The organism is Roseixanthobacter liquoris (assembly GCF_043195135.2).
Taxonomy (GTDB): Bacteria; Pseudomonadota; Alphaproteobacteria; order Rhizobiales; family Xanthobacteraceae; genus NCEH01.
In genome coordinates this window covers 2,896,950-2,920,422 of record NZ_CM195537.1, presented here as the reverse complement: position 1 = coordinate 2,920,422, position 23,473 = coordinate 2,896,950, and the positions used below count along the sequence as shown (strand labels likewise).

The following is a 23,473-nucleotide window of genomic DNA, read 5'->3' as shown; positions in this document are numbered from 1 at the left end:
TGCCCCTGCCCGGCGCGGCGGCATCCGCCACAGCGCCGGGCCAACGGCTCGCGCGGGACGGACCCCGCCAAGGGATGACGTGATGAGCGAGGATCTGTGCGCTGCCGCTCGCCGTTTCACCACCGACCTCCAGGCGCCCGACGGGTTGCTTCTTTCGGAGGTGGAGGGCATCGGCTTTGCCTGCGCCCGCGCGCCCACACCTTATGTGCATGCCCTCTACCGGCCGCTGCTTTGCCTGGTTCTCCAAGGGGCGAAGGATGTGACCTCCGGACTCGACACCTGGTCGTTCAAGGCGGGGGAAACGCTGATCGTGGGCACGGACCTCGCCGTCGCCGGGCGCGTGCGGCAGGCGAGCCAGATGGAGCCCTATCTCGCCGTGGCGCTGGAAATCAACGTGGCGCTGCTGAAGGACCTCATGGGCGATATCGCGGCGGCGCCCCAGGCTCAGCCTGCGGCCCGCGTGGCGGTCGCGCAGACGCAGGCAGCGGTGCAGGACTGCGTCGCCCGCCTGGTGCGGCTCGTGGACATGCCGGATGCGCTCGCGGTGCTGCGCCACTCCATTCTGCGTGAGCTGCATTACTGGCTGCTGCGCGGCCCCCACGGCCCCATGCTGCGGGAACTCAGCCTGCCGGACAGCCATGCCGCGCGCATTTCCCGGGCCGTGGCGCTGCTGCGGGCGGATTATGCTCGCCCGCTCCCGGTGGGGCGGCTCGCCGGGGCGGCGGGCATGAGCGTCTCGTCCTTCCACGCGCATTTCAAGGCGGTGACCTCGCTCTCGCCGCTGCAGTTCCAGAAGCGGCTGCGCCTTGTGGAGGCACGGAGGCGGCTGCATGGGGAAGGGGCGGCCATTGCCGAGGCCGCGTTCGACGTGGGCTATGAGAGCGTGTCCCACTTCACCCGCGACTACACCCGCCTGTTCGGCGCCCCGCCCCGCCGGGACCTGGAGGCCCTCGCCCTCAGCGACGGCCTGCCGCCAGCAGGATCGCGGCGCCCCCAGCCAGGATCACGGCCGACACTCGGTCCGCCAGTGCCGTAAAGCGGCCGGTGAGCGCCGTGCGAGCGCGATCGGCGGCGATGGCCCACAGCATGTCGCCCACCAGGGCGATCATCGCGAAGATGCCGGCCAGCAAAGCGATCTGGGGCACGGGATCGGCAGGATGGGTGACGAATTGCGGCAGGAAGGCCGCATGGAAAAGCAGCGTCTTGGGATTGGCGAAGGCAACGGCGAGGCCGCGCGCGAATGCCGCCCGGCCCGAGGGCGCCACCACGGCGCTGCCCCTTCCGGCGTTGCGCCATTGCAGCACCGCAAGCCAGGCGAGATAGGCGGCGCCGATATACCGCACGAGATCGAAATTGCGGGAGAACAGTTCCACAAGCCAGGCGAGGCCCGCAGCCACCACGGCGAGCTGGAGCACCAGGCCCACATTCACCCCGGCGGCCGAGAGCATGCCGGCCCGGCGCCCGTGCTTGAGCGCGGTGCCGACGATGAGCGCCACGTTCGGACCCGGCGTGGCGCCGAGCGCGATGCAGGCGAGCACGAAGAGGGCCAGATTCTCGGCCGAAATGAGCCCGGAGGCCGGCATCAGGCGTCACCGCCCTCCGCCGGGCCGGCCTCGTCGGACGGGCCGTTATCCTCGCCCGGCTCGGCGGCGAGGCCGTTGGCCTCTTCATCCTCGCTGATGTGCTCCACCGAGACGACATGCTCATCGGCGGCCGTGTTGAACACGATCACGCCCTGGCTGGAGCGGCCGACGATGCGGATGCCCTCCACCGGGCAGCGGATGAGCTGGCCGCCATTGGTCACCAGCATGATCTGGTCCGGATCCTTCACCGGGAAGGAGGCGACGAGCTTGCCATTGCGCTCGTTCACGGCCATGGCGACGATGCCTTTGCCGCCGCGGCCGGTGACGCGATATTCGTAGGACGAGGTGCGCTTGCCGTAGCCGTTTTCGGACAGGGTCAGGATGAACTGCTCCAGCGCTGCCATCTGGATGCGCTTGGCTTCGTCCAGCGCGCCTTCGCCTTGCGCACCCTCGGCCCCGCTCTCTTCGGCGTCCGTCTCGAGGACTGGCGGTTCCTCGGTCGCCGTGCCGGGGGCTCCGCCCAATGCGCGCCGTTCGGCATTCGCCGCGCGCAGATAGGCGACCCGCTCGTCGGGCGTCGCGTCCGAATGGAAGATGATGGCCATGGAGATGACCCGGTCCCCTCCCTCCAGCCGGATGCCGCGCACGCCCACCGAATCGCGGCCCTTGAACACGCGCACGTCCGTGACCGGGAAGCGGATGCAAGCGCCGTTCGCGGTGGTGAGGAGCACGTCGTCCTGCTCGGTGCAGAGCTGGACCGAGGCGATGGCCTCGCCTTCCTCCAGCTTCATGGCGATCTTGCCGTTGCGATTCACCTGGCTGAAATCGGCCAGCTCGTTACGCCGCACGGTACCGCCCGTGGTGGCGAACATGATCTGCCAGCGGCCGTGCTCCTCGCTCTCCTTCGGCAAAGGCACGATGGAGGTGATCCGCTCGTCCGGGTCCAGTGGCAGGATGTTGATGAGCGCCTTCCCGCGCGCCTGGGGCGCAGCTGCCGGCAGGCGCCACACCTTGAGCTTGTAGACCTGGCCCTTGGAGGAGAAGAACAGCACCGGGGCATGGGTGGACGCGACAAACAGACGGGTGACGAAATCCTCGTCCCGCGTCTGCATGGCCGAGCGCCCCTTCCCGCCGCGCCGCTGGGCGCGATAGGTGGACAGCGGAACGCGTTTCACATAGCCGGCGTGTGAGACGGTGACGACCATCTCCTCGCGCTGGATCAGATCCTCGTCATCAAGGTCGCCGAAGCCCTCGACGATCTCGGTCCGGCGGGGGGTGCCGAATTCGGCTTTGATGGCATTCAGCTCGTCGCGAACAATCTGCTGAACACGCGCGCGACTCGCCAGAATTTCGAGGTAGTCGGCAATTTCGACGGCGAGTTTGTTGAGTTCGTCTGCGACTTCATCGCGTCCCAGAGCGGTGAGGCGCTGCAGGCGCAGATCGAGGATGGCGCGCGCCTGCTCGAACGACAGCCGATAGGTACCGTCCGCCGCGAGCGTATGGCGCGGATCGGCGATGAGCGCGATCAGGGGCGCCATATCCTTAGCCGGCCAATCACGGCCCATCAGCGCCTCGCGGGCACTTGCGGGATCCGGAGCGGCGCGAATTAAGCGAATAACTTCATCAATGTTCGCCACGGCGATGGCCAGGCCGACCAACACATGAGCTCGATCGCGCGCCTTGCGGAGAAGGAATTTCGTGCGCCGGCTCACCACTTCTTCCCGGAACGAGATGAAGGCGGTGAGCATGTCATGGAGCGTCATGACCGCCGGGCGGCCGCCCGACAGGGCCACCATGTTGACGCCGAACGAGGTTTGCAGCGGCGTCATGCGGTAAAGGTTGTTCAAGACCACATCGGCTTGAGAATCGCGTTTGATTTCAATGTAGACGCGCATCCCCTCGCGATCGGATTCGTCGCGGATCTCGGCGATGCCTTCGAGGCGCTTCTCGCGCACCAGCTCGGCGATCTTCTCGATCATCGTCGCCTTGTTCACCTGATAGGGAATCTCGGTGATGATGATCGCTTCGCGGTCCTTGCGGATGGTCTCGATGGCGACTTTGGCGCGCATCAGGATGGAGCCGCGCCCCGTCAGATAGGCTTGGCGAATGCCGGAACGGCCGAGAATGAGGGCGCCGGTCGGGAAATCGGGGCCGGGAACCACATCCAGCAACGCTTCGGGGTCCAGCAAAGGATCGTCGATCAGCGCCAGCGCGGCATCAATGATTTCGCTGAGATTGTGCGGCGGAATGTTGGTCGCCATGCCGACCGCGATACCGCCGGCGCCATTCACCAGCAGGTTCGGGAACTTGGCCGGAAGGACCGAGGGTTCGCGCTCGCTGTTGTCGTAATTTTCCTGATAGTCGACGGTGTCTTTGTCGAGATCGTCCAGCAGGGTGCCGGCGACCTTCTCCAGCCGTACCTCGGTGTAACGCATGGCCGCCGGCGGATCGCCGTCCACGGAGCCGAAATTGCCCTGGCCGTCCACCAGGGGAAGCCGCATGGAGAAGCGCTGGGCCATGCGCACCAGGGCATCATAGACCGACTGGTCGCCATGGGGGTGATATTTACCGATCACGTCGCCGACCACGCGAGCCGACTTGCGATAGGACTTGTTCCACTCGTAGCCGTTCTCGTGCATGGAGAACAAAATGCGCCGATGCACCGGCTTGAGCCCGTCGCGCACGTCTGGCAGCGCCCGCGCGACGATCACGCTCATGGCGTAATCGAGATAGGAGCGGGACAATTCTTCGGTGATGGATACCGGCCGGATGTCGGAAGGCAGGTCGCCTCCCTGTCGCGGCGTCTCGTTGTCAGCCAAAAGACGGGTCTCTCATGATGAGCTTGTAAGCCCTGTCTTTTAGCCGATTCACCGCCGTCGCGCCAGCGAAAGACCGCTGGCACGAGTATAAATATCCGTGCTTTTACAATGCTTTACGGCGGCGGCCTGAAGTTCCTGCCGCGGCGCGTCCCCATATACCGTCCACGCGCACCAAAACGGGGCGAAATGCACCGCCGCTGCACGCATCCGGCGATCCCCGCCGCCAGGGGTGTCTGGAGCCTGACGCGCCGAGGATCCCGCTCAGAACGGGATTTCGTCGTCCATGTCGTCCGACGGACGGCTGCTGCCCGGACCAGAGCCTGCACCGCCACCAGCGCCGCCACCCGACCGCCGACCCCCGCCCCCATAGCTGCCGCCACCGCCGCCGAACGAACCGCCTCCGCCCCCCATCGGGCTGGACGAGCCGAAGTCGGAGCCGCTCGAATAATCGTCGCCGCCGCCCTCGCTGGAACCGCCGCTGCGGCCGTCGAGAAGGGTCAGTTCGCCCCGGTACGGACGCAGCACAACCTCGGTGGTATATTGCTCTCGTCCGTCCTTCTCATATTTGCGGGTCTCGAGCTGGCCCTCGATATAGACTTTGGACCCCTTTTTCACGAAGCGCTCCACCACGCCCACGAGATTTTCGTTGAGCACGGAAATGCGGTGCCATTCGGTGCGCTCCTTGCGCTCGCCCGAGGCCTTGTCGCGCCACGTCTCTGAGGTGGCGATGGAGAAGTTCGCCACGCGCCCGCCATTCTGGAACGAACGGATTTCCGGGTCGCGACCCAGATTGCCGATCAGGATCACCTTGTTGACGCTGCCGGCCATCGCCCGCTCCCTGTCTTGTGTGCCGGGCGATGCCGGCTGAACCGAAGCTGCACCCTAGCGCCCCCCTTCGGCGAAGCGAGGGGCGCCCGCGCCTTTTCCACCAAAAGGTCCCGAAGGCGGAAACCTGGATACAAATGTTCTTGATCTGTTCTAGCAATCGCGCACACTGGCCGCAAGACGAGTCTTCCGCTTGTGCATTCCTTTTTTCGGTTTTGCCACCTATGTTCGGCTTACGTTCCCTACCGCAGCGCACACCAGATCCTAAATTAACCAAGGTGGCGGGCTGGAAGATGCCGCACGGCGCTTGCCGGATGTCGCCTTCGCCCGCATTGCCTGCTGACCCTAAGCCCGAGCCTCATGACTGATCGCGCGCCCCCTCCCCGCATGCCCTCTTCGCCGTCCGAGCGCCGAGATGCCCGCCTGCTTTCCGTACGCGGCGCGCGCGAGCACAATCTGAAAAACGTGGACCTGGATATCCCGCGCGACAGCCTGGTGGTGTTCACGGGCCTGTCGGGCTCGGGAAAATCCTCGCTCGCCTTCGATACCATCTATGCGGAAGGCCAGCGCCGCTATGTGGAAAGCCTTTCCGCTTATGCGCGCCAGTTCCTGGAGATGATGCAGAAGCCGGATGTCGACCAGATCGACGGCCTCTCGCCCGCCATTTCCATCGAGCAGAAGACCACCTCCAAAAATCCGCGCTCCACGGTGGGCACGGTCACGGAGATTTACGACTATATGCGCCTGCTCTGGGCGCGGGTCGGGATTCCCTATTCCCCTGCCACCGGCCTGCCCATCGAGAGCCAGACGGTTTCCCAGATGGTGGATCGCGTGCTGGCCCTGCCGGAGGGTTCGCGGCTCTATCTGCTGGCTCCGGTGGTGCGGGGGCGCAAGGGCGAATATCGCAAGGAGCTGGCGGAGTTCCTGAAGAAGGGCTTCCAGCGCGTGAAGCTCGACGGCACGTTCCACGAGATCGCCGAGGCGCCGGCGCTGGACAAGAAGTTCAAGCACGATATCGACGTGGTGGTGGATCGCCTGGTGGTGCGGGCCGATATCGCAACGCGACTTGCCGACAGCTTCGAGACCGCGCTCGGCCTTGCGGATGGCATCGCCATCGTTGAGTTTGCCGACGAGAAAGACGAAGACGGCGCGCCCAGGCGCATCATGTTCTCGGAAAAGTTCGCATGCCCGGTCTCCGGTTTCACCATTTCGGAGATCGAGCCGCGGCTGTTCTCGTTCAATAATCCGTTCGGCGCATGCCCAGCCTGCGACGGGCTCGGCGTGGAGCAGACCATCGATCCCGATCTCGTGGTGCCGGACAAATCCCGCACCCTGAAGCAGGGGGCCATCGCGCCCTGGGCGAAATCCACCTCGCCTTATTACGGGCAGACGCTGGATGCGCTCGCGAAGCACTACAAGTTCAAGCTCACGGTGCCGTTCGCCGACCTGCCCGAGAAGGCGCGGGACGTGATCCTCTACGGGTCCGGCGAGGAGCAGATCGCCTTCGCCTATGACGACGGCCTGCGCGCTTATGAGACCCACAAGACCTTCGAAGGCATCGTCCGCAATCTCGACCGGCGCTGGAAGGAGACCGAGAGCGACTGGGCGCGCGAGGAGATTTCGAAATATTTCTCCACCGTTCCCTGCGCCGTGTGCCACGGCTATCGCCTCAAGCCCGAGGCGCTGGCGGTGAAGGTGGGCGGCATGCATGCCGGCGAGGCGGGCGCGCTTTCGGTGCGGGCCGCCAGCGCATGGTTCGAGGCGCTGCCCTCCGTGCTGACCGCGAAGCAGAATGAGATCGCGGTGCGCATCCTGAAGGAGATCCGCGACCGCCTGCGCTTCCTGATGGACGTGGGGCTGGAATATCTCACCCTCGCCCGCTCCTCCGGCACGCTGTCCGGCGGCGAGAGCCAGCGCATTCGCCTCGCATCCCAAATCGGTTCGGGTCTCTCCGGCGTGCTCTATGTTCTGGACGAGCCGTCGATCGGCCTGCACCAGCGCGACAACGCGCGCCTGCTGGAGACGCTGAAGCGCCTGCGGGAGCTGGGAAATACGGTGATCGTGGTCGAGCACGACGAGGATGCCATCCTCGCCGCCGATTATGTCGTCGACGTCGGCCCCGGCGCCGGGGTGCACGGCGGGCGCATCGTCTCCCAGGGCACGCCGGCGCAGGTCATGGCCGACCCCAAGTCGCTGACGGGGCAGTATCTCACGGGCGCCCTGTCCGTGGGCGTTCCGACGCGCCGCCAGCCGAATCCGCGCAAGATGTTGGCCGTGAGCGGCGCGCGCGGCAACAATCTCAAGAATGTGCGGGCGGAAATTCCGCTCGGCCTGTTTACCTGCGTGACCGGCGTGTCGGGCGGGGGCAAGTCCACGCTGCTGATCGACACCTTATACAAGGCGGTGGCGCGGCGGCTGAACAACGCCAGCGAGGCGCCCGCCCCGTTCGACAAGCTTGAGGGGTTGGAGCATCTGGATAAGGTGATCGACATCGACCAGTCGCCCATCGGCCGCACGCCACGTTCCAATCCCGCAACCTATACCGGCGCCTTCACGCCCATGCGCGAATGGTTTTCCGGCTTGCCGGAGGCCAAGGCGCGCGGCTATGGGCCGGGCCGCTTCTCGTTCAATGTGAAGGGCGGGCGCTGCGAGGCGTGCCAGGGCGACGGCGTCATCAAGATCGAGATGCACTTCCTCCCGGACGTGTACGTGACCTGCGATGTCTGCAAGGGCAAGCGCTACAATCGCGAGACGCTGGAAGTCACCTTCAAGGACAAGTCCATCGCCGACGTGCTCGACATGACCGTGGACGAGGGCGCGGACTTCTTCAAGGCGGTACCCAGCGTGCGGGAGAAGCTGGAGACGCTGTCGCGGGTCGGGCTCGGCTATATCAAGGTCGGCCAGCAGGCCAATACGCTTTCCGGCGGCGAGGCCCAGCGGGTGAAGCTGGCCAAGGAATTGTCCAAACGCGCCACCGGCCGCACGCTCTATATCCTCGACGAGCCCACCACCGGACTGCACTTTCATGATGTCGCGAAGCTGCTGGAGGTACTCCACGAACTGGTGGAGCAGGGCAATACGGTCGCGGTGATCGAGCACAATCTGGAGGTCATCAAGACCGCCGACTGGGTCATCGATATCGGCCCGGAAGGCGGCGACGGCGGTGGCGAGATCGTGGCGGTCGGCCCGCCCGAGGACATCGCCCGCGCGAAGCGCTCCCACACGGGTACCTTCCTGGCGGAAGTTCTGGCGCGGCGGCCCATGGCATCGAAGGTTCCGGCCTTGCCACCCAAGGCCCGGCGGGGGCGGCGGCAGGCGGCGGAATAGGCCCTCGCGGGCTTCTCCTCGCCGGCCGCAGCAGCTGTCTGTCTGCCGTCGGGGGGGTGATGCATTGCAGCGGAGGTAGGGGGCTGGGGAGGCTCCCGCCCCGCGTCCGGTCGGAGGCGGACGTCCTGTGGCTGTCGGTTCGATACCCAAGAACCCTTTGATCCGGGCACTTTCCGGCCACCGCTCCGCCACAGAAGTTATCAGCTGGTATAAATTATATGCGGTTGCCGCAATGCTGCGTTGCGGCAACATGCATTGGCTATGGCTCCGAACAGGCTTATCTCTTCCCCAACGATGCGGGGCGCGAAAGTGCCGGCCGCACAAAGGAGAGAAATCATGTTGCTTTGGGGTCTTCTTGCCCGCCAGGTGCGCCGTTGGCAGGCTTATAATCGTACGGTTGCCGAACTGTCCCAGCTCGATGACCGCGCGCTCGGCGATATCAACATCAGCCGTTCCGAGATCCGTTCCATCGCGCGTCAGGCGTCGCTCGCCGCCTGACCTGCCGTGCGGGTCGCCTCTGGGCGGCACGTTGAGTGAACCATGTTCCTGGCCCCGACGGCGCCGGTGCTCCAATGCATCGGGCCGCGAGGCTGGTTTAAGGGAGTGCGGTCCAAGACCCTCCCGACAAAGGGCCCTTGAGCCCTTCCACCCATCCCTTGCACCCGCTGCTTTCCTGCATCTGCGCGGGCCCTTTGCGTTCCGGCCCCGGAGCGCCCGGCGGCGGCCGCCGCTGTGACGTTCGGGTAATCACACTGAACCTTAGCCATTGCAATTGCTGCGAATAATTGCGCCTGGGGGTCTGTTCTTTTTCGTCCCGGAGGTTCTATAGTCCTTCCCATCGTGCGCTTGGGGAGCTTCGCGATGGCGATGGTGTGGGGATCGGGTTCACGGATTGCTTTCGTTCTGGCCGCTGGTTCCGGCCTCTTTGGCGGGGCGACCGCCGCTTTGGCGCAGAGCGCCTCCTGGAATCTGTATCAGCAGTACAGCGAGTCCTATTTCATCCCTTTCGCCCAGCCCCGTCCGGACTCCGGCTTCGTGGGTCCCCAGCCCAGTTATGACGCCCCGAAAGCCGGAATTTTTGTTTCGGCGGCCATCGGCAACAGTGCCCCGCTGGTGTTCCAGCTGGATACGGGCTCCCAAGGCATGGTGGTGCCCCAGTATCTGATCCCGAACTTCCAGCAATCGCCGAACCAGCAGAAGATTCTTTATTCTTCCAGCGGCAATTATTCCATCGGCACCTGGACCACCGTTCAGGTGCGCTTCCCCGGCAGTCATGACGCGAACGGCAACGAGGCCGTGGCGACCCTGCCCGTGCTGGTGGAATCAGCCTCCTATACCATGGTCGACGGAAAATCGGTGAAGACCGATTGCTCCGTGCCGGGCGCCGCCTGCACCACGCTGATGGGCGTGGGTTACGGTCGCCCCGATTCCGGTTATGGACCGGACTATCTGCCCTCGCTCGTCAATAATCCGCTGCTTCATATTGCTGGCATGGACGACGGCACGGTGCGCGCCGGCTATGTCATCACCCCGCAGGGGATCCAGGCGGGCCTGACCGCCCAGAACGCCGGCTCTGGCTTTTCATATGTGAAGCTTGAGCAGGACACCCCCGCGGGCCAGGTCGGCGTCAACTGGAAAACAGCGCCCGGAACGGTGGTGGTGGACGGCAACAGCGTCACCAAGGTCGACAGCGTGCTGATGGATACCGGCATTTCCTATCTGTGGTCGGACCTCGGCAGGAAGGCCGCCGACAATTCCGTCCCCTGCCCCGGCAATGCTGAGTTTTCCTGCGCACCCAAGGGCACCGAGGTGTCCGTCTACATCGGCGGCAATACGAACGTAGGTTATTCCTATAAGGTCGAAGGCGAGGACAACAATACCGCTGCGCCCTGGTATTCCCGGATCAACGAGAGCGACCTCACCAATACCGGCATCCATCCTTTCTCGCAGTTCGAATATATGTTCGATGCCGTGGGCGGTTATGAAGGCCTGAAGGCCGTCGATCCAAATACGCCTGGGGTCTATTTCACGCCCTATCTCTCAACGATGGGGCCGCTCGCCATGCCCGGCGGCTTCACCACCAATCTCCCGGTCTATGTGCGCGGCGACACCCAGATGTCGACAACCGGCGCGGCCACCCTTCTTGGCGCCATCAGCGGCCCCGGTGCGCTCGCTTTCACCGGAGGCGCGATCACCGTTCTGGCCGACGTTGCCCTGCCCGCCGGCATCACGGTTCAGAGTGGCTTGGTCACCTTCTCGCAGACCGTGACGGCGCCGCTGACCATCAATGCCGGCGCAGCCGTGGCCAATGGCGGAAGCATCGTGGGCGACGTGGTAAACGCCGGCACGTTGATGCACGACGGTACCATCTTCGGCACTCTGACGAATAGCGGCTTCATCGGCGGAAACGGCACCGTCAACGGCGCGCTGGTGAATGCGGGCACCCTCAGCCCCGGCCATTCCATCGGGACGCTGGCGGTGAATGGCAATCTCACCTTCTCGCCGGGGAGCAGCTATCGCGCCGAGATCGGGACGAATAGCAGCGACCTCATCGCTGTCAACGGAACCGCCGCGCTGAACGGCGCCGAGCTCGACCTGATACCGGTGGCCGGTTACGTGCCGACGCTCGGCCAGAGCTTCACCGTCCTTACCGCGACCGGCGGCATTACGGGCGCGTTTTCAGTGAACGCCGCCGCGTTCGGCACGTCGGCCGCGCTCTATCCCTTCCTCGCGCCGACCGTCGATACCGCGGGCACGCAGGCAACCGTCAGCATCGCCCGCAGCGCGGTGCCGTTCTCTGCCCTTGCGACCACGGGGAACACCTGGGCTGTCGCAAACGCCGCCGATACGCTCGCGTCTGGGGCGCCGCTCACCTCGGTGCTGGCGAGCCTTCAGGCCGCGACCGCCCCCGCCGCTTATGCCTCTCTGTCCGGCGAGATCTATGCCTCCGTACAGAGCGTTCTCATGATGCAGTCCGCCTATGTGCGCGATGCGGTGGAGACGCGCTTGCGGCAGGCGGCCGCACCTGGGCTTGTGGCAGGTGCGCCGCGCACCATCGAGCTGGACCCGCAAGGCACCGCATTGTGGGGCCAGGGCTATGGCGGCTGGGGGAATTTCTCCGCAACGCCGGGCACCCGTTCGGTCAGCGATTCCATCGGCGGCTTCCTGATCGGCCTCGACGGCACGCTCGCCGACTGGCGGGTCGGCCTCGCCGCCGGTTTTGGTCAGTCGAGCTTCAATCTGGGCAACTCCACCTCCAACGGAACAAGCGACAATTACGATTTCGCCCTCTATGCCGGGCGCACGTTTCCCACGGCGGGCGCCGGCGCGCTCGCGGTTCGACTCGGAGCCGCCTATTCCTGGCACGACATTTCCGTGGACCGCACGGTGGTGCTGCCGGGCTTCGTGCAGGCTTATAGCCCGGGATATGCCGGGCAGACCGGCCAAGTGTTCGGGGAGTTGGGCTATCAGATGCAGGGGTCGGCCGCGAACCTGCCCGTCACCCTCGAGCCGTTCGCCGGCCTTACCTTTGCGAGCCTTTCCACCGACGGCTTTTCCGAAGGGCTGGGGGCCGCAGCGCTCACGGCCCAGTCCGACACGTTCGGCATGCTAAGCTCCAGCATGGGCGTGCGTGCCGCAATGGTGCTTCCGGCGCCCGGGGTTGCGCCGTTGACACTTTCCGGCACGCTGGGATGGCAGCATGCCTATGGCGATATTGCGCCCTCGGCGACCCTTGCGTTCTCCTCCGGCTCCCTGCCGTTCACCGTTTCGGGCGCCCCGCTCGCGCGGGATGCCTTGCTGGTCGGCGCGGGCCTGTCCGCCAAGATGGGAGAGAGGATGGCGTTCGGCATCTTCTATTCTGGCCAGCTCGCCTCCGACGTGAGCGAAAACGCGCTGAAGGGCAGCTTGACCTGGAGCTTCTGACGGGAGCTTCTGACTGGCGCTTCTGACCGGGACAATCTGCCGGCAGACCTTGAAGCCGCCGCCATGTTCGGGCATTGAGCCAGATCGGTTTTTCGGGCGCGCTTCAGGTGGCCCCGCGCCGGGATTCGCGCCCGGCTTCAGGAATGCTCATGAGTAATGAACGCGCGGTGCATGTGATCGGTGGCGGCCTCGCCGGCTCGGAAGCAACTTGGCAACTGGCGACGCGTGGGGTGCCGGTGGTGCTGCACGAAATGCGCCCCGTGCGCACCACGGAAGCGCATCACACCGAGGCCCTGGCGGAACTGGTCTGTTCCAACTCCTTCCGCTCGGACGATCCGAAGGGCAATGCGGTGGGCGTGCTCCATGCGGAGATGCGCCGCGCGGGCTCGCTGATCCTGCGCTGTGCGGACGCCAATCAGGTGCCGGCGGGCGGAGCCCTCGCCGTGGATCGAGTAGGCTTCGCGGCGGCGGTGACGGCCGCGCTCGAAACGCATCCCCTGGTGGAGATCCGCCGCGAGGAGATCGCCGGCCTGCCGCCCGGGGACTGGGACAAGGTGATCATCGCCACCGGCCCCCTCACCTCGCCGGCCCTGGCGCAATCGGTGCTGGAACTGACGGGCGAGACGGCCCTCGCCTTCTTCGACGCCATCGCGCCGATCGTTCATTTCGACAGCATCGACATGAGCAAGGCGTGGTTCCAGTCGCGCTATGACAAGGTCGGTCCCGGCGGCACCGGTGCGGACTATATCAATTGCCCGCTGGACAAGGACCAGTACGAGGCCTTCATCGATGCCCTGCTGGCCGGAGAAAAGGCGCCGCTAAGGGATTTCGAGGCCAAGACCCCCTATTTCGACGGCTGCCTGCCCATCGAGGTGATGGCCGAGCGCGGACGCGAGACCTTGCGCTTCGGCCCGATGAAGCCGGTCGGCCTCACCAATCCCAACGCACCGGACGTGAAGGCCCATGCCATCATCCAGCTGCGCCAGGATAACAAGCTCGGCACGCTCTATAATATGGTGGGCTTCCAGACCAAGCTGAAGCACGGCGAGCAGGTGCGGGTGTTCCGCACCATTCCCGGGCTCGAAAATGCTGAGTTCGCCCGCCTCGGCGGCCTCCACCGCAACACCTATCTCAATTCGCCGCGGCTGCTGGACGGCACGCTGCGCCTGAAGGCCGATCCGCGCCTGCGGTTCGCCGGCCAGATCACCGGCTGCGAAGGCTATGTGGAAAGCGCCGCGGTGGGCCTGCTCGCCGGGCGCTTTGCCGCGGCCGAACGGCGGGGCGAGGACGTGAGCCTGCCGCCGCTGACCACCGCCCACGGGGCCTTGCTCGCCCATATTACCGGCGGCCACATCGAGACCATCGATGCCGGCCCGCGCTCGTTCCAGCCCATGAACATTAATTTCGGCCTGTTCCCGCCGCTGGAGATCAATCCCAAAGGGGAAGACGGAAAGCGCCTGCGCGGCACGGAGAAGACCCTGGCCAAGAAACACGCCATTGCCGCGCGCGCGCTCGCGGACCTGGATGCCTGGCTCGACAGCCCGGCCGAGGCGGCTTAAGAGGCCCACATGCCCAGGCTCCTGCGCCCTTTCACCCCGGTCGAGCACCATGCCGACCTCGCCCGCTTCACCGTGGATACGGTGCTGAAGCGCGACGTGTTCTCCACGGTCGAGCGTGGCAGTTGGATCGACCGCTCCGGTACGGAGCATCCCGCCGTCCTGCGTCGGTGGAATGCCGTCTCGCCCTGGTTCTTTCCGATCGCCGCCCGCCTCGCCGCCGGCGAGGTGAAGGCCCTGGAACGCGTCAGTGCCACCGGCGTCACCACGCCGCTGCTGGCGGTTGGTCATCGCTTCCTGGTGCGCGGGTGGATCGAGGGGGCGCCGCTGCAAATCGCGCGCCCTTATGGCGATCTCGCCTTTTTCCGGTCCGCCAAGGCGGCGCTGCGCACGCTGCATGCCGCCGGCTTTGCGCATAACGACCTCGCCAAGCAGCAGAACTGGCTGCGCGGTGCGGATGGCGAAGCCTGGCTGATGGATTTCCAGCTGGCATTGCCGATCTCGCGCCGCTCGCGCCTGGGACGCATCCTCGCATATGAGGATGTGCGCCACCTGCTCAAGCACAAGCGCACCTATTGCCCGGAGGCGCTGACGGCCCGCGAACGCAAGATGCTCGCCACGAAGAGCGGCTTCGCCCGCGTGTGGATGGCCACCGGCAAGCGGGTCTATCGTTTCGTAACGCGCCGCCTCATGTCCTATTCCGACACCGAAGGTCGGGGTCCGCGCGTGACGCAGGTGGGGCCGCGCATCGCCGAAGCGCTGCTGGCCCATCCGGCGGTGCGCGATGTGCATATGTCGGATTTCCAGACGCTGGGCGGCAAGGTCGGCCTGTATGCGTTTGTGGAAGCCAGCGGCGATCTGACCGCCGAGGCGCTGCGCGCCCATCTCGCCACGGCCTTGCCCGACCGGCCTCATCTCGACCATCTCCAGCTCGTGGAGCAGCTGCCGCGCGACGGCAATGGCGTGGTGCGCGACGATCTGCTGCTGCTGGTGGCGCGGAATCAGATCGAGATGCTGGAAAGCCTCGCGGGGTCGCAGGCGACCCGCGAGCTTGTGGATCAGATCGCGCGCGGGCGCCTCAACCTCACGGACCGGATCACGCGGCCGGCGGCCTGACCCAGTCCTTCCCGGCGCGCGCCCGCGCAGCGGCCCGCCACAGCGTCCAGGCTCGCAGGAAGGGCGGGAGCCCCACAATGCGGGTGAAAGGATCGCCCGCCCGCGCGAGTGCCTTCAGATCCCCCGGGACCAGGGCGAGCGGAAGAAAGGCGGGCATCGCCTGCGCCGGAACACGAGGCAAGGCGGCCTGCGCGGCCTTCACGTGATGGGCTGCGCGCGCGCGCAATTCACCCAGCGCAGCCGCAAGCCCGGGACCTGAGTTTCGCTTCACCACATCTTCGCGCGTGAGACCATGGCGCTGGAGCACGTCGAGCGGCAGGAAGCACTGCCCCCGGCTTGCGTGCAGCGGCAGCGCCCGCATCAGGCCGGTCAGCGCGATGGCCACGCCCGCATGGCCGGCGGCATCGGCGAGGGCGGGATCGGCGCGGCCCAGGAGGATCATCGCCCCGAGCTGGATCAGCACCGACGCGGTTTCGCCCGCATAGCCCTCCAGGTCGTGGAGCGTGGGCATGGCGTCGTCGTAAAGATCGAAAGTGCGGGCATCGATGAGGTTCAGCAGAGCGCCGCGCGGCAGGTCACAGGCGGCGATCGTGTCGAGCACGGCCGCAGCGACCGGATGGCCGGAGACATCGCCTCGCCCCAGGCCCTCGATGATCTCGCGCCACCATTGCAGGCGCATTTCGCCGGGAAGCGCCTCATGCACCACTTCGCGGACGCGCGCCACTTCCAGGTTGAAGGCATAGAGCGCCATCAGGTGGCGGCGAGGCGCCGAAGCGGCGAACAGGGAGGCGAGAAATCGGTCGCGGTCGTGGGCGCGGATAAGATCGGCGCAATGGGAATAGGCGGTTTCCAGATTGGGCGCACCGGATGCGCCGGCATCTTCGCTCATGACGCGCCTTTCGGTCTCAGAATGCGATGAGCGCCGCGCCCACGCGCCGACCTTCGGCCAGCAGCACATTATAGGTGGAGGCGGCGGCGGGCGTCGGCATCAGTTCAAAGCGCAGGTGCGCCGCGCGCAACCGCTCCTTCAGCCGCTCCGGCAGATGCGCCGGATCGCGGCCGGTGCCCAGGAACAGCAGTTCGAACGCCTTGGCTTCCGCGATGATCGGCGCGAGGGCGGCAGCATCGAGAGCGGAGAAGCTATCGACCGCCCACGGCCGGATCCCGGACGGCAGGGCCAGGATCGAGCCCGAATGGGACATGCCGGAAAAATGGAAGAAACGGTCCCCATAGCCGTCGATGGGAACCTGGCGGGGCAGGAACGCCTCGGTTTTCTGCTCCGCCATCCTGGATCGTCCTCGCGTGCTATTTGCGCGGCTTGCCGCGCGCGCGGCCGCGGCTCGTCGGGGCGACGGGCGCGGGCTTCGGCGCATCGGTCGTGGCGGGGAGGATCTCCGCTTCCTCCGTCAGCGGTGCCAGCGCCTCGTCAACCCGCGCGGCAATGCCCTGCGGCTTCTTCTCGCCTTCCACCGTGCTAGGACGCAGGCCGAGGTGAATCAGCATCGGCGCCGCGACGAAAATGGTGGAATAGGTGCCGACGATGATCCCCACCGCCATGGCGAGGGAGAAGCCCCGCAGCACTTCGCCGCCGAAGAAATACAGCGCCAGCGTCGCCAGGAACGTCGTCAGGGAGACGATGATGGTCCGCGAGAAGGTGGCATTCACCGAGAGGTCGAGCATCTCCGGCAAGGGGATGCGCTTATAGCGGCGCAGCATTTCCCGGATGCGATCATACACCACCACCGTATCGTTGAGCGAATAGCCCATGATGGTGAGAATGGCGGCGATCGAGGTGAGGTCGAAATCGATTCCAAGGATCGAATAGATCGCCAGCGTCACGAAGATATCGTGCGCGGTGGTTGCGATGGCGCCCACCGCGAACTGCCATTCGAAGCGGAACCACAGATAGATCAGCACAGCCACGGCGCCGAGCAGCAGCGCGATGATGGACTGGCGCACCAGCTCCGCCGACACGCTCGGGCCGACCGTTTCCACGCGACGGATGGTATAGTCCGTGCCGAGGGCGGAAGAGATCTTGCCGACGATCACCTGCTGGGCGGCGTCCGACGTGCCCGCCTCGCCGACGCGGATCAGCACGTCGCGGGGCGAGCCGAATTCCTGGATCTGCACGTCGCCCAGTTCAAGGTCGCTCAGATGCTCGCGCAGGCCGGAAATGTCGGCGCTCGCCTGGCTGGTCTGCGCTTCCACCAGCGTGCCGCCCCGGAAATCAATGCCGAGGTTGAAGCCAAAGGTGGCGAAGCAAACGAGAGCCAGCACCATCGCCGCCGCCGAAAGCGGGAAGGTGACGTGGCGCAGGCGCATGAAACCAATGTGGGTTTGCGCCGGGATATAATCGATCAAAGGCATTTACGGCGCACCTTCAGATGGGCAGCTTCGCCGGGCGCTGCCATTTCACCCACCATGCGATCATGAGCCGGGTGAGGGTGTAAGCAGTGAACACGGTGGTCAGAAGGCCAAGGATATAGGTGACGGCAAAGCCGCGCACCGGGCCCGAGCCGCCCAGCAGGAACAGAATGGAGCCCGTGGCAAGGGAGGTCACGTTGGCGTCCATGATGGTGCCGAGCGCGTGGGTGAAGCCCTTGTCGATGGCGGCGATGGCGGAACGGCCCTCGCGGGCCTCGTCGCGGATGCGCTCGAAAATCACGACGTTGGAATCCACCGCCATGCCGATGGTGAGCACCACGCCGGCGATGCCGGGCAGGGTCAAGGTGGCGCCGAGCACCGATTGCAGGGCGAACATCAAGGTGACGTGCACCGCCAGGGCGACCAGCGCGAAGATGCCGAACAGGCCATAGACGGCAATCATGAACACCGCGACCAGCCCGGCAGCCACGAAGGCGGCAAGCTTGCCGGCCTCAATGGAATCCTGTCCGAGGCTGGGGCCGACGGTGCGCTCTTCCACCACCTTCAGCGGGGCCGGCAGCGCGCCGGCGCGCAGCAGAATGGCGAGGTCGTTCGCCTGCTGAACGGTGAAGGAGCCGGAGATCTGGCCGGATCCACCGAGGATCGGCTCGTTGATGCGCGGCGCCGAAATCACCTGATTGTCGAGCACGATGGCGAACGGCTGGCCGACGGCCGCCTGCGTGGTCGCGGCGAAACGCCGGGCACCATTGGAATTGAAGCGGAAGGTGACGATGGGCTGGCGCGTGTTCTGGTCGAAGCCGGGCTGCGAATCCACCAGGTCCTCGCCCGAGACGCGAACTTGCTTCTCCACCAGATACGGCACGCCGTCCTGGCCCTGGAGCACTTCGGAATCCGGCGGCGGACGGCCTTCCAGCGCCTGCTGGGGCGACATGGACTGGTCCACCATGCGGAACGACAGCTTGGCGGTCTGGCCCAGCAGGGCCTTCAGGCGCTGCGGATCCTGGAGGCCGGGCACCTGCACCAGGATGCGGTCCGCGCCCTGGCGCTGGATATTGGGCTCCACCGTGCCGAGCTGGTCGATACGGCGGCGGATGATCTCGATCGATTGATCGACCGCAGAGCGGATACGGGCGGTGAGGCCTGCGTCCGTCAGGGTCACCGTGATCGCCCCTTCGCTCGCGCTGGCGACGGAGAGGTCCATTTCGCCGGAGCTGCTGCCGAGGAGCGTATTGGTGATGGGCGCCGCGAGCTTGCGCAGCTCCGCCACCGCCTTCGCGGTGTCGTTGGGATCGCGCAGACGAAGCTGGATCGCGGTGTCGCGGATCGTCAGCCCGCTATAGCCGATGCGCTGCTCGCGCAGCACATTGCGAACCTCGTCCCGGATCTGCTCGGCCCGCTCCTTGCGCAGGGCTGCGCCGTCCACCTCCAAGAGGATGTGCGAGCCGCCCTGAAGGTCAAGGCCGAGCGTCACCCGGCTCGACGCGAGCCACGACGGCAGCACCGCCAAGGCGGCGGGCGGAAGCAGATTGGGAAGGGCGAACAGAATACCGATCGCCGTGATGACGAGAATCGCCGTCGTCTTTAGCCGGGAAAAGTGCAGCATCGTCTTGCGATTCTACGGCCTCAGGAGGCCGCCTCATCCTTTGCGGGTTCGGCCTTGGACCGCACGACGGTGATCTGCGAGCGCAGCTGGCGCACCTTCACATTGTCGGCGATCTGCAATTCGACCTCGGCTTCGTCGACCACACGCGCAACCTTGCCGACCAGTCCACCTGCGGTCACCACCACGTCGCCGCGGCGCAGGGAGTTCACCATTTCCTGGTGCGCCTTGGCGCGCTTCTGCTGGGGACGCAGGATCAGGAAATACATGACCACGAAGATCAACAGGAACGGGGCAAGCTGAATGAGCATGTCGGTCCCGCCGCCGGCGGCCGTGGCGCCCTGGGCGAAAGCGGGCGTAATGAACATGTGCATCCTCGTTCTATCTGAAGAAAGGCCAGGCCGCGCGCAGATGGCACAAAGCCGGGCGAAGCGGCGGGACTATACCGGCCGAGCCGCCGAATGCAAACGCGACGCGCCAGCTTGTGCGCACCTGCTTGACCCAAGGCGCAAATAAGGGTCCCAAAGGGCGGCCGCCGAACTGCGCGGCCGTACCGGATCCGGCGCATGACCCGCAATCGCCTCGTCGAGGACCTGTTCGTCGCCCTGCGCTTCTTCTCGCGGCTGCCGATTCCCCCACACGGCGGAGAAGAGGCGCCTTTCGGTGCGCCGCCTCTTTCGCGCATCGCCTATGTGATTCCCCTGGCGGGGGCCGCCATCAGCCTGTTTGGCGCGGCGGTGCTGCTTCTCGCATCGGCCCTCGGCTTCCCGCCCCTTCTCGCGGCGTGCCTTGCCATCGCCACCCTGGTGCTGGCGACCGGCGCCTTTCACGAGGATGGGCTGGCCGATACGGCGGACGGCTTCGGGGGCGGTCGTGACAGGGCACGGCGGCTTGAAATCATGCGCGACAGCCGGATCGGCACCTATGGCGCGTGTGCGCTGGCTCTCTCACTTTTGATCAGGGTGGCGAGCCTCGAAGCGCTGCTGGTGCTGGGTGGTCCCGTGCGCGCGGTGCTGGCGCTGGTGGCGGCCGGCGCGGCCTCGCGGGCCGCGGGAATCGTCGTCCTTCAGGCTCTTCCCGCCGCCCGTGCGGACGGCGCTTCCGCCGGTGCGGGACAGCCGGGCGCCGATGCCGCAATGGCCTGTGCCCTCATGGCGGCGCTGGTCGTGGCGGTCCTGCTGGTGCCGAGCTTCGGCGTCGGCGCGACCTTTGCTGGGTTGATCGCCCCTGCCCTCGCCGGATTCGCCATGGCCCGCCTTTCCGGGCGCCTGATCGGCGGGCAGACCGGCGATGTCGCCGGCGCCACGCAGCAGGTGGCGGAGATTGCCTTCCTGCTGGCGGTGCTTATGTTCGCGAAGGCCGTTTGAGGCATCCGCCACCCCGGTTGAGCGGCCCGCGACGGCCCGAAGAGCGCAGATGAGCGACGCCAAGCCCGTATTCCCCTCCCCCTTTCCTGGCGCACCGGCCGCAGCGTCGCAGGCCATCGCAACGCCGTGCGTGAAGATCTGCCAAGTCGATCCGCTCTCCAGCCTGTGCCTGGGGTGTGGCCGGACCACCCAGGAAATCGGCGCCTGGATCTCCATGTCCGCCGAACGGCGCGCCGCCGTGATGGCGCAATTGCCGGCGCGGCTGCAACGCCTGCGCCAGCAACGCCCCGAAGCCTTTGCGGATTGAGACATGCGCGGCGACCGTCTTCTGTGGATTCTGCTGCTGGGCCTGTTCGGCGGTGTGATCGTGCTTGCCGTCCATCACGAGCAGGGCGAGGTGGCGGGGCTCGACCTGAGCCAGTTCGCGAGCCTGATCTCGAAATTTGCGATTCTCATCTTCGTCGGCGCGATCGCGTGGTCCATGTTCCGCGGCCGCATCGGCGAAGCGCTGATGGCGGCGCTGTTCTGGGTGATCGTCGCGGTGGTTCTGGCCATGGGCTACACTTATCGCGACCCGCTGCGCCAGGTGGCCGACAAGGTGCTGGTGCAGCTCATCCCGGGCTATGTGGGCGTCGCCGCCGGCCCGACCGCGACGGTGGAGATCGCGCGCGGCACCGACGGGGATTTCGCTGTCCGGGTTGCGATCAACGATTCGCCCGTCCACATGCTGGTGGATACGGGCGCTTCCTCCGTGGTGCTCACGCTGGAAGCCGCCCGCTCCGCCGGCTTGCCGGTGGATTTCCTTAAATATGACGTGCCGGTGGATACCGCGAACGGGCGCACGAAGGCGGCCTCGGTGGTGCTCGACAAGATCACCATCGGCACCATCGTGGAACGGCGGGTGCCGGCCCTGGTCTCGCCCGCCGGGGTTCTGCGGACCAGCCTTTTGGGCATGAGCTTTCTGCAACGGCTCGACAGTTTCGAGATTCGGGGCGACCGGCTGGTGATGCGCGGCCCCCTGGCAGGCCGATGATGGACACGCTCTCCCCCCTGCGCGCGCCTAGCGCAACCGAGCGCGACGCCGAGCGCGCCATCCTCATCGCCATCCTGCTCGATCTGAGCCTTGCCGTGCCCTATGCGATCGCCGCTCTGGCCATCGGCTCGCTTGCCATGCTGTCCGAAATGCTGCGGGGCACGTTGCTTCTGGTGGTGGCCATCGCCTCGCTCCAGACCCTTCGTAACCTGCATCGGGGCCGGGTCTCAAGCTATGAATACGGCATCGGCAAAGTGGAGCGCGGCCTCGGCTTTGTGATCGGCGTGCTGCTGGTGATGGCGGCCGGCTTCATCGTCAGCCGTGCCTTCAGCGAAGGCGGCGGAGAACCCAAGGACGGGTTCTGGGCGGCGGCGGCCATCGTGCTGGTCGGCTATAACTTCCTGGTGAACGTGGGTCCCATTCCGCCGCTGTGGAAGGCCAGCCGGGCCGGCGGATCCGTGATCATCCAGGCGCAATTGCGCGCCCATGTGGCCAAGGCCATCGCCTCCTTCCCGGTCGTGGTGTGCGTGGTCATCGACGCGCTCTCGTCCGACCCTGCCGTGGCCCGCACGGCGGACATCATCGGCGGCCTGATCGGTGCCGGCTTCATGGCGGTGGTGGGCGCCTCCATGGTGCGCGAGGCGCTGCCCGACCTGCTGGATCGGGCGCTCGACGAGCCGATCCAGCAGAAAGTGAACCGCGCGCTTGCAGCCTTCTTCGAGGATTACGACGCGCTGCTTGGAGTGCGGACGCGCCGCTCGGGTCGCGTCGCCCATGTGGAGATCACCATCGGCTTCGCACCGAAGCGGACAATGGGCGAGGTCTCCGCGATCCTTAGCCAGATGGAAGGCCAGCTCAAGCGCGACATTCCCGACATCGACGCGGTTTTGATCGCCCGCGCCCTGCCCTAGAGCATTTTCGAGCGAAGTGGATACCGGTTCGCGTGGAGAAAATGCGTAAACGCAAAGACTTAGATCGTTTCCCTGTTTCTATAAAACTGGGAAACGATCCAGAGAGCGCTTCTCAGAGCATTTCCAGGCCGCGCTTGCGGGTAGGCGGGCGGAATTCCGCATCGATGGCGGCCAGATCCTCGGCATCCAGCACGATGTCGGCGGAAGCGATATTCGCCCGCACATGATCCGGCGTGGCGGCCTTGGGAATGGCGATCACGTCCGGGCGCCGGATCACCCAGGCCAGCGCGATCTGATAGGGGTCGACCCCGTGCTTGCGCGCCACCGCGCCGAGCGCGCCCGAACGGGGAAGCCGCGCCTGCTCGATGGGGCTGTAGGCCATGACGGGGATGCCATGCTCCGCCAGGAACGGAAACAGATCATATTCCGGTCCCCGGCGCGTGGGGTTGTAGAGCACCTGATCCACCGCACAGGCGCCGCCGCCCCGTTCGAGCAGTTCTTCCATATCGTCCGCATCGAGATTGCTCACGCCCCAATGGCAGATCTTGCCCGCCGCCTGAAGCGCCTCGAAGGCGGCGACGGTATCCTCGAAAGGATGGCTGCCGCGCCAGTGCAGCAGATAGAGGTCTATGCGATCCGTGCGCAGGCGCTTGAGGCTGCACTCGCATGCCTCGACGGCCCCGCGCCGGCTGGCATTGTGGGGATAGACCTTGGAGACCAGGAACACCTTGTCCCGATAGCCCTGCAGGGCCTCGCCGAGCATGTCCTCGGTGCGGCCGTCGCCGTACATTTCCGCGGTGTCGATGAGGGTGGCGCCGAGATCCACGCCAAGGCGCAGGGATTGAATCTCCTGCGCGCGCCGTGCCGCCTGCTCACCCATGAACCAGGTGCCCTGGCCGATGGCCGGAACGGTTTCACCACCCGGAAGCGTCACAGTTCTCGGCATTTCGTATCCCCGTTTGGGCCGGACCCTAACCGACCTTCTGCGGGGTGAAAAGCACCCGCTGCGACAAGGGCAGCGGGTGCG

19 protein-coding genes are annotated in these 23,473 nt (G+C 66.1%); 10 read left to right on the top strand and 9 right to left on the bottom strand.

Annotation, left to right across the window (positions count from 1 at the left end):
- The first annotated feature begins 82 nt into the window (after window positions 1–82).
- Window positions 83–1,036, top strand: coding sequence for an AraC family transcriptional regulator (locus V5F84_RS13015; protein WP_394043463.1), 954 nt, complete (start codon window positions 83–85; stop codon window positions 1,034–1,036).
- On the opposite strand, the gene V5F84_RS13010 is transcribed toward V5F84_RS13015, so the two are convergent.
- The 3 genes from V5F84_RS13010 to ssb form a co-directional block, all read right to left on the bottom strand.
- On the bottom strand, window positions 957–1,583 hold the full coding sequence (locus tag V5F84_RS13010; RefSeq protein WP_394043464.1) for a LysE family translocator: 627 nt from the start codon (window positions 1,581–1,583) through the stop codon (window positions 957–959). The genes V5F84_RS13015 and V5F84_RS13010 overlap by 80 nt on opposite strands.
- Window positions 1,583–4,402, bottom strand: coding sequence for a DNA gyrase subunit A (gyrA, locus tag V5F84_RS13005; RefSeq protein WP_394043465.1), 2,820 nt, complete (start codon window positions 4,400–4,402; stop codon window positions 1,583–1,585). Before gyrA ends, V5F84_RS13010 begins: the two co-directional genes overlap by 1 nt.
- 261 nt (window positions 4,403–4,663) lie before the next feature.
- Window positions 4,664–5,230, bottom strand: coding sequence for a single-stranded DNA-binding protein (gene ssb, locus V5F84_RS13000; protein WP_394043466.1), 567 nt, complete (start codon window positions 5,228–5,230; stop codon window positions 4,664–4,666).
- A gap of 384 nt (window positions 5,231–5,614) precedes the next feature.
- Here ssb and uvrA point away from each other — a divergent pair, with 384 nt between their 5' ends.
- The 5 genes from uvrA (at window position 5,615) to V5F84_RS12975 (ending at window position 15,150) form a co-directional block, all read left to right on the top strand.
- Window positions 5,615–8,554 carry an excinuclease ABC subunit UvrA gene (gene uvrA, locus V5F84_RS12995; protein WP_394043547.1) on the top strand — a complete coding sequence of 980 codons (2,940 nt, stop codon included), beginning with the start codon at window positions 5,615–5,617 and terminating at the stop codon, window positions 8,552–8,554.
- 336 nt (window positions 8,555–8,890) lie between these two features.
- Window positions 8,891–9,052 carry a DUF1127 domain-containing protein gene (locus tag V5F84_RS12990; protein ID WP_394043467.1) on the top strand — a complete coding sequence of 54 codons (162 nt, stop codon included), beginning with the start codon at window positions 8,891–8,893 and terminating at the stop codon, window positions 9,050–9,052.
- A 363-nt stretch (window positions 9,053–9,415) separates the two neighbouring features.
- Complete coding sequence (locus V5F84_RS12985; RefSeq protein ID WP_394043468.1) at window positions 9,416–12,478, top strand: autotransporter family protein; 3,063 nt, start codon at window positions 9,416–9,418, stop codon at window positions 12,476–12,478.
- 143 nt (window positions 12,479–12,621) lie between these two features.
- Window positions 12,622–14,037 (top strand): methylenetetrahydrofolate--tRNA-(uracil(54)-C(5))-methyltransferase (FADH(2)-oxidizing) TrmFO, encoded by a 1,416-nt coding sequence (gene trmFO / locus V5F84_RS12980; protein ID WP_394043469.1) that lies wholly within the window; start codon window positions 12,622–12,624, stop codon window positions 14,035–14,037.
- A 9-nt stretch (window positions 14,038–14,046) separates the two neighbouring features.
- Complete coding sequence (locus tag V5F84_RS12975) at window positions 14,047–15,150, top strand: serine/threonine protein kinase (RefSeq protein WP_394043470.1); 1,104 nt, start codon at window positions 14,047–14,049, stop codon at window positions 15,148–15,150.
- Here the strand turns inward: V5F84_RS12975 and V5F84_RS12970 are convergent.
- Genes V5F84_RS12970 through yajC form a run of 5 tightly spaced genes read right to left on the bottom strand, consistent with a single transcriptional unit; the run spans window position 15,131 to window position 19,503 of the window.
- Window positions 15,131–16,039 carry a phytoene/squalene synthase family protein gene (locus V5F84_RS12970; protein WP_394043471.1) on the bottom strand — a complete coding sequence of 303 codons (909 nt, stop codon included), beginning with the start codon at window positions 16,037–16,039 and terminating at the stop codon, window positions 15,131–15,133. The genes V5F84_RS12975 and V5F84_RS12970 overlap by 20 nt on opposite strands.
- 16 nt (window positions 16,040–16,055) lie before the next feature.
- A complete protein-coding gene (locus tag V5F84_RS12965) occupies window positions 16,056–16,436 on the bottom strand; it encodes an Mth938-like domain-containing protein (protein ID WP_348845175.1) in 381 nt (126 codons plus the stop codon).
- A 19-nt stretch (window positions 16,437–16,455) separates the two neighbouring features.
- Entirely contained in the window at window positions 16,456–17,517 is a 1,062-nt protein-coding gene (gene secF, locus V5F84_RS12960; protein WP_394043472.1) for a protein translocase subunit SecF, read from the bottom strand.
- 13 nt (window positions 17,518–17,530) lie between these two features.
- Window positions 17,531–19,138 (bottom strand): protein translocase subunit SecD, encoded by a 1,608-nt coding sequence (gene secD, locus V5F84_RS12955; RefSeq protein ID WP_394043473.1) that lies wholly within the window; start codon window positions 19,136–19,138, stop codon window positions 17,531–17,533.
- A 20-nt stretch (window positions 19,139–19,158) separates the two neighbouring features.
- Window positions 19,159–19,503, bottom strand: coding sequence for a preprotein translocase subunit YajC (gene yajC / locus V5F84_RS12950; protein ID WP_394043474.1), 345 nt, complete (start codon window positions 19,501–19,503; stop codon window positions 19,159–19,161).
- Between the two features lie 198 nt (window positions 19,504–19,701).
- Between yajC and cobS the strand changes: the two genes are divergently transcribed.
- Genes cobS through V5F84_RS12930 form a run of 4 tightly spaced genes read left to right on the top strand, consistent with a single transcriptional unit; the run spans window position 19,702 to window position 22,446 of the window.
- A complete protein-coding gene (gene cobS, locus V5F84_RS12945) occupies window positions 19,702–20,502 on the top strand; it encodes an adenosylcobinamide-GDP ribazoletransferase (RefSeq protein WP_394043475.1) in 801 nt (266 codons plus the stop codon).
- A 49-nt stretch (window positions 20,503–20,551) separates the two neighbouring features.
- Complete coding sequence (locus tag V5F84_RS12940) at window positions 20,552–20,809, top strand: DUF1289 domain-containing protein (protein ID WP_394043476.1); 258 nt, start codon at window positions 20,552–20,554, stop codon at window positions 20,807–20,809.
- 3 nt (window positions 20,810–20,812) lie between these two features.
- Window positions 20,813–21,535, top strand: a complete 723-nt coding sequence (locus tag V5F84_RS12935) for a TIGR02281 family clan AA aspartic protease (protein WP_394043477.1) — start codon at window positions 20,813–20,815, stop codon at window positions 21,533–21,535.
- The gene (locus V5F84_RS12930) at window positions 21,535–22,446 is read left to right on the top strand and encodes a cation diffusion facilitator family transporter (RefSeq protein WP_394043478.1); all 912 of its coding nucleotides are present in this window, start codon (window positions 21,535–21,537) and stop codon (window positions 22,444–22,446) included. Before V5F84_RS12935 ends, V5F84_RS12930 begins: the two co-directional genes overlap by 1 nt.
- A 112-nt stretch (window positions 22,447–22,558) precedes the next feature.
- Here V5F84_RS12930 and V5F84_RS12925 read toward each other — a convergent pair whose 3' ends face one another.
- Window positions 22,559–23,392 carry an aldo/keto reductase gene (locus V5F84_RS12925; protein WP_394043479.1) on the bottom strand — a complete coding sequence of 278 codons (834 nt, stop codon included), beginning with the start codon at window positions 23,390–23,392 and terminating at the stop codon, window positions 22,559–22,561.
- Window positions 23,393–23,473 lie beyond the last annotated feature (81 nt).

Excerpts from the sequence above, each read along its gene's own strand:
- V5F84_RS12935 (WP_394043477.1), top strand. The coding sequence starts at position 20,813 with ATGCGCGGCGACCGTCTTCTGTGGATTCTGCTGCTGGGCCTGTTCGGC.
- V5F84_RS13015 (WP_394043463.1), top strand. The coding sequence starts at position 83 with ATGAGCGAGGATCTGTGCGCTGCCGCTCGCCGTTTCACCACCGACCTC.
- V5F84_RS12930 (WP_394043478.1), top strand. The coding sequence starts at position 21,535 with ATGGACACGCTCTCCCCCCTGCGCGCGCCTAGCGCAACCGAGCGCGAC.
- trmFO (WP_394043469.1), top strand. The coding sequence starts at position 12,622 with ATGCTCATGAGTAATGAACGCGCGGTGCATGTGATCGGTGGCGGCCTC.
- V5F84_RS12975 (WP_394043470.1), top strand. The coding sequence starts at position 14,047 with ATGCCCAGGCTCCTGCGCCCTTTCACCCCGGTCGAGCACCATGCCGAC.
- secF (WP_394043472.1), bottom strand. The coding sequence starts at position 17,517 with ATGCCTTTGATCGATTATATCCCGGCGCAAACCCACATTGGTTTCATG.
- yajC (WP_394043474.1), bottom strand. The coding sequence starts at position 19,503 with ATGTTCATTACGCCCGCTTTCGCCCAGGGCGCCACGGCCGCCGGCGGC.
- uvrA (WP_394043547.1), top strand. The coding sequence starts at position 5,615 with ATGCCCTCTTCGCCGTCCGAGCGCCGAGATGCCCGCCTGCTTTCCGTA.
- V5F84_RS12965 (WP_348845175.1), bottom strand. The coding sequence starts at position 16,436 with ATGGCGGAGCAGAAAACCGAGGCGTTCCTGCCCCGCCAGGTTCCCATC.
- V5F84_RS12990 (WP_394043467.1), top strand. The coding sequence starts at position 8,891 with ATGTTGCTTTGGGGTCTTCTTGCCCGCCAGGTGCGCCGTTGGCAGGCT.
- V5F84_RS12985 (WP_394043468.1), top strand. The coding sequence starts at position 9,416 with ATGGCGATGGTGTGGGGATCGGGTTCACGGATTGCTTTCGTTCTGGCC.
- V5F84_RS12940 (WP_394043476.1), top strand. The coding sequence starts at position 20,552 with ATGAGCGACGCCAAGCCCGTATTCCCCTCCCCCTTTCCTGGCGCACCG.
- cobS (WP_394043475.1), top strand. The coding sequence starts at position 19,702 with ATGACCCGCAATCGCCTCGTCGAGGACCTGTTCGTCGCCCTGCGCTTC.
- V5F84_RS13010 (WP_394043464.1), bottom strand. The coding sequence starts at position 1,583 with ATGCCGGCCTCCGGGCTCATTTCGGCCGAGAATCTGGCCCTCTTCGTG.
- secD (WP_394043473.1), bottom strand. The coding sequence starts at position 19,138 with ATGCTGCACTTTTCCCGGCTAAAGACGACGGCGATTCTCGTCATCACG.
- V5F84_RS12970 (WP_394043471.1), bottom strand. The coding sequence starts at position 16,039 with ATGAGCGAAGATGCCGGCGCATCCGGTGCGCCCAATCTGGAAACCGCC.
- ssb (WP_394043466.1), bottom strand. The coding sequence starts at position 5,230 with ATGGCCGGCAGCGTCAACAAGGTGATCCTGATCGGCAATCTGGGTCGC.
- V5F84_RS12925 (WP_394043479.1), bottom strand. The coding sequence starts at position 23,392 with ATGCCGAGAACTGTGACGCTTCCGGGTGGTGAAACCGTTCCGGCCATC.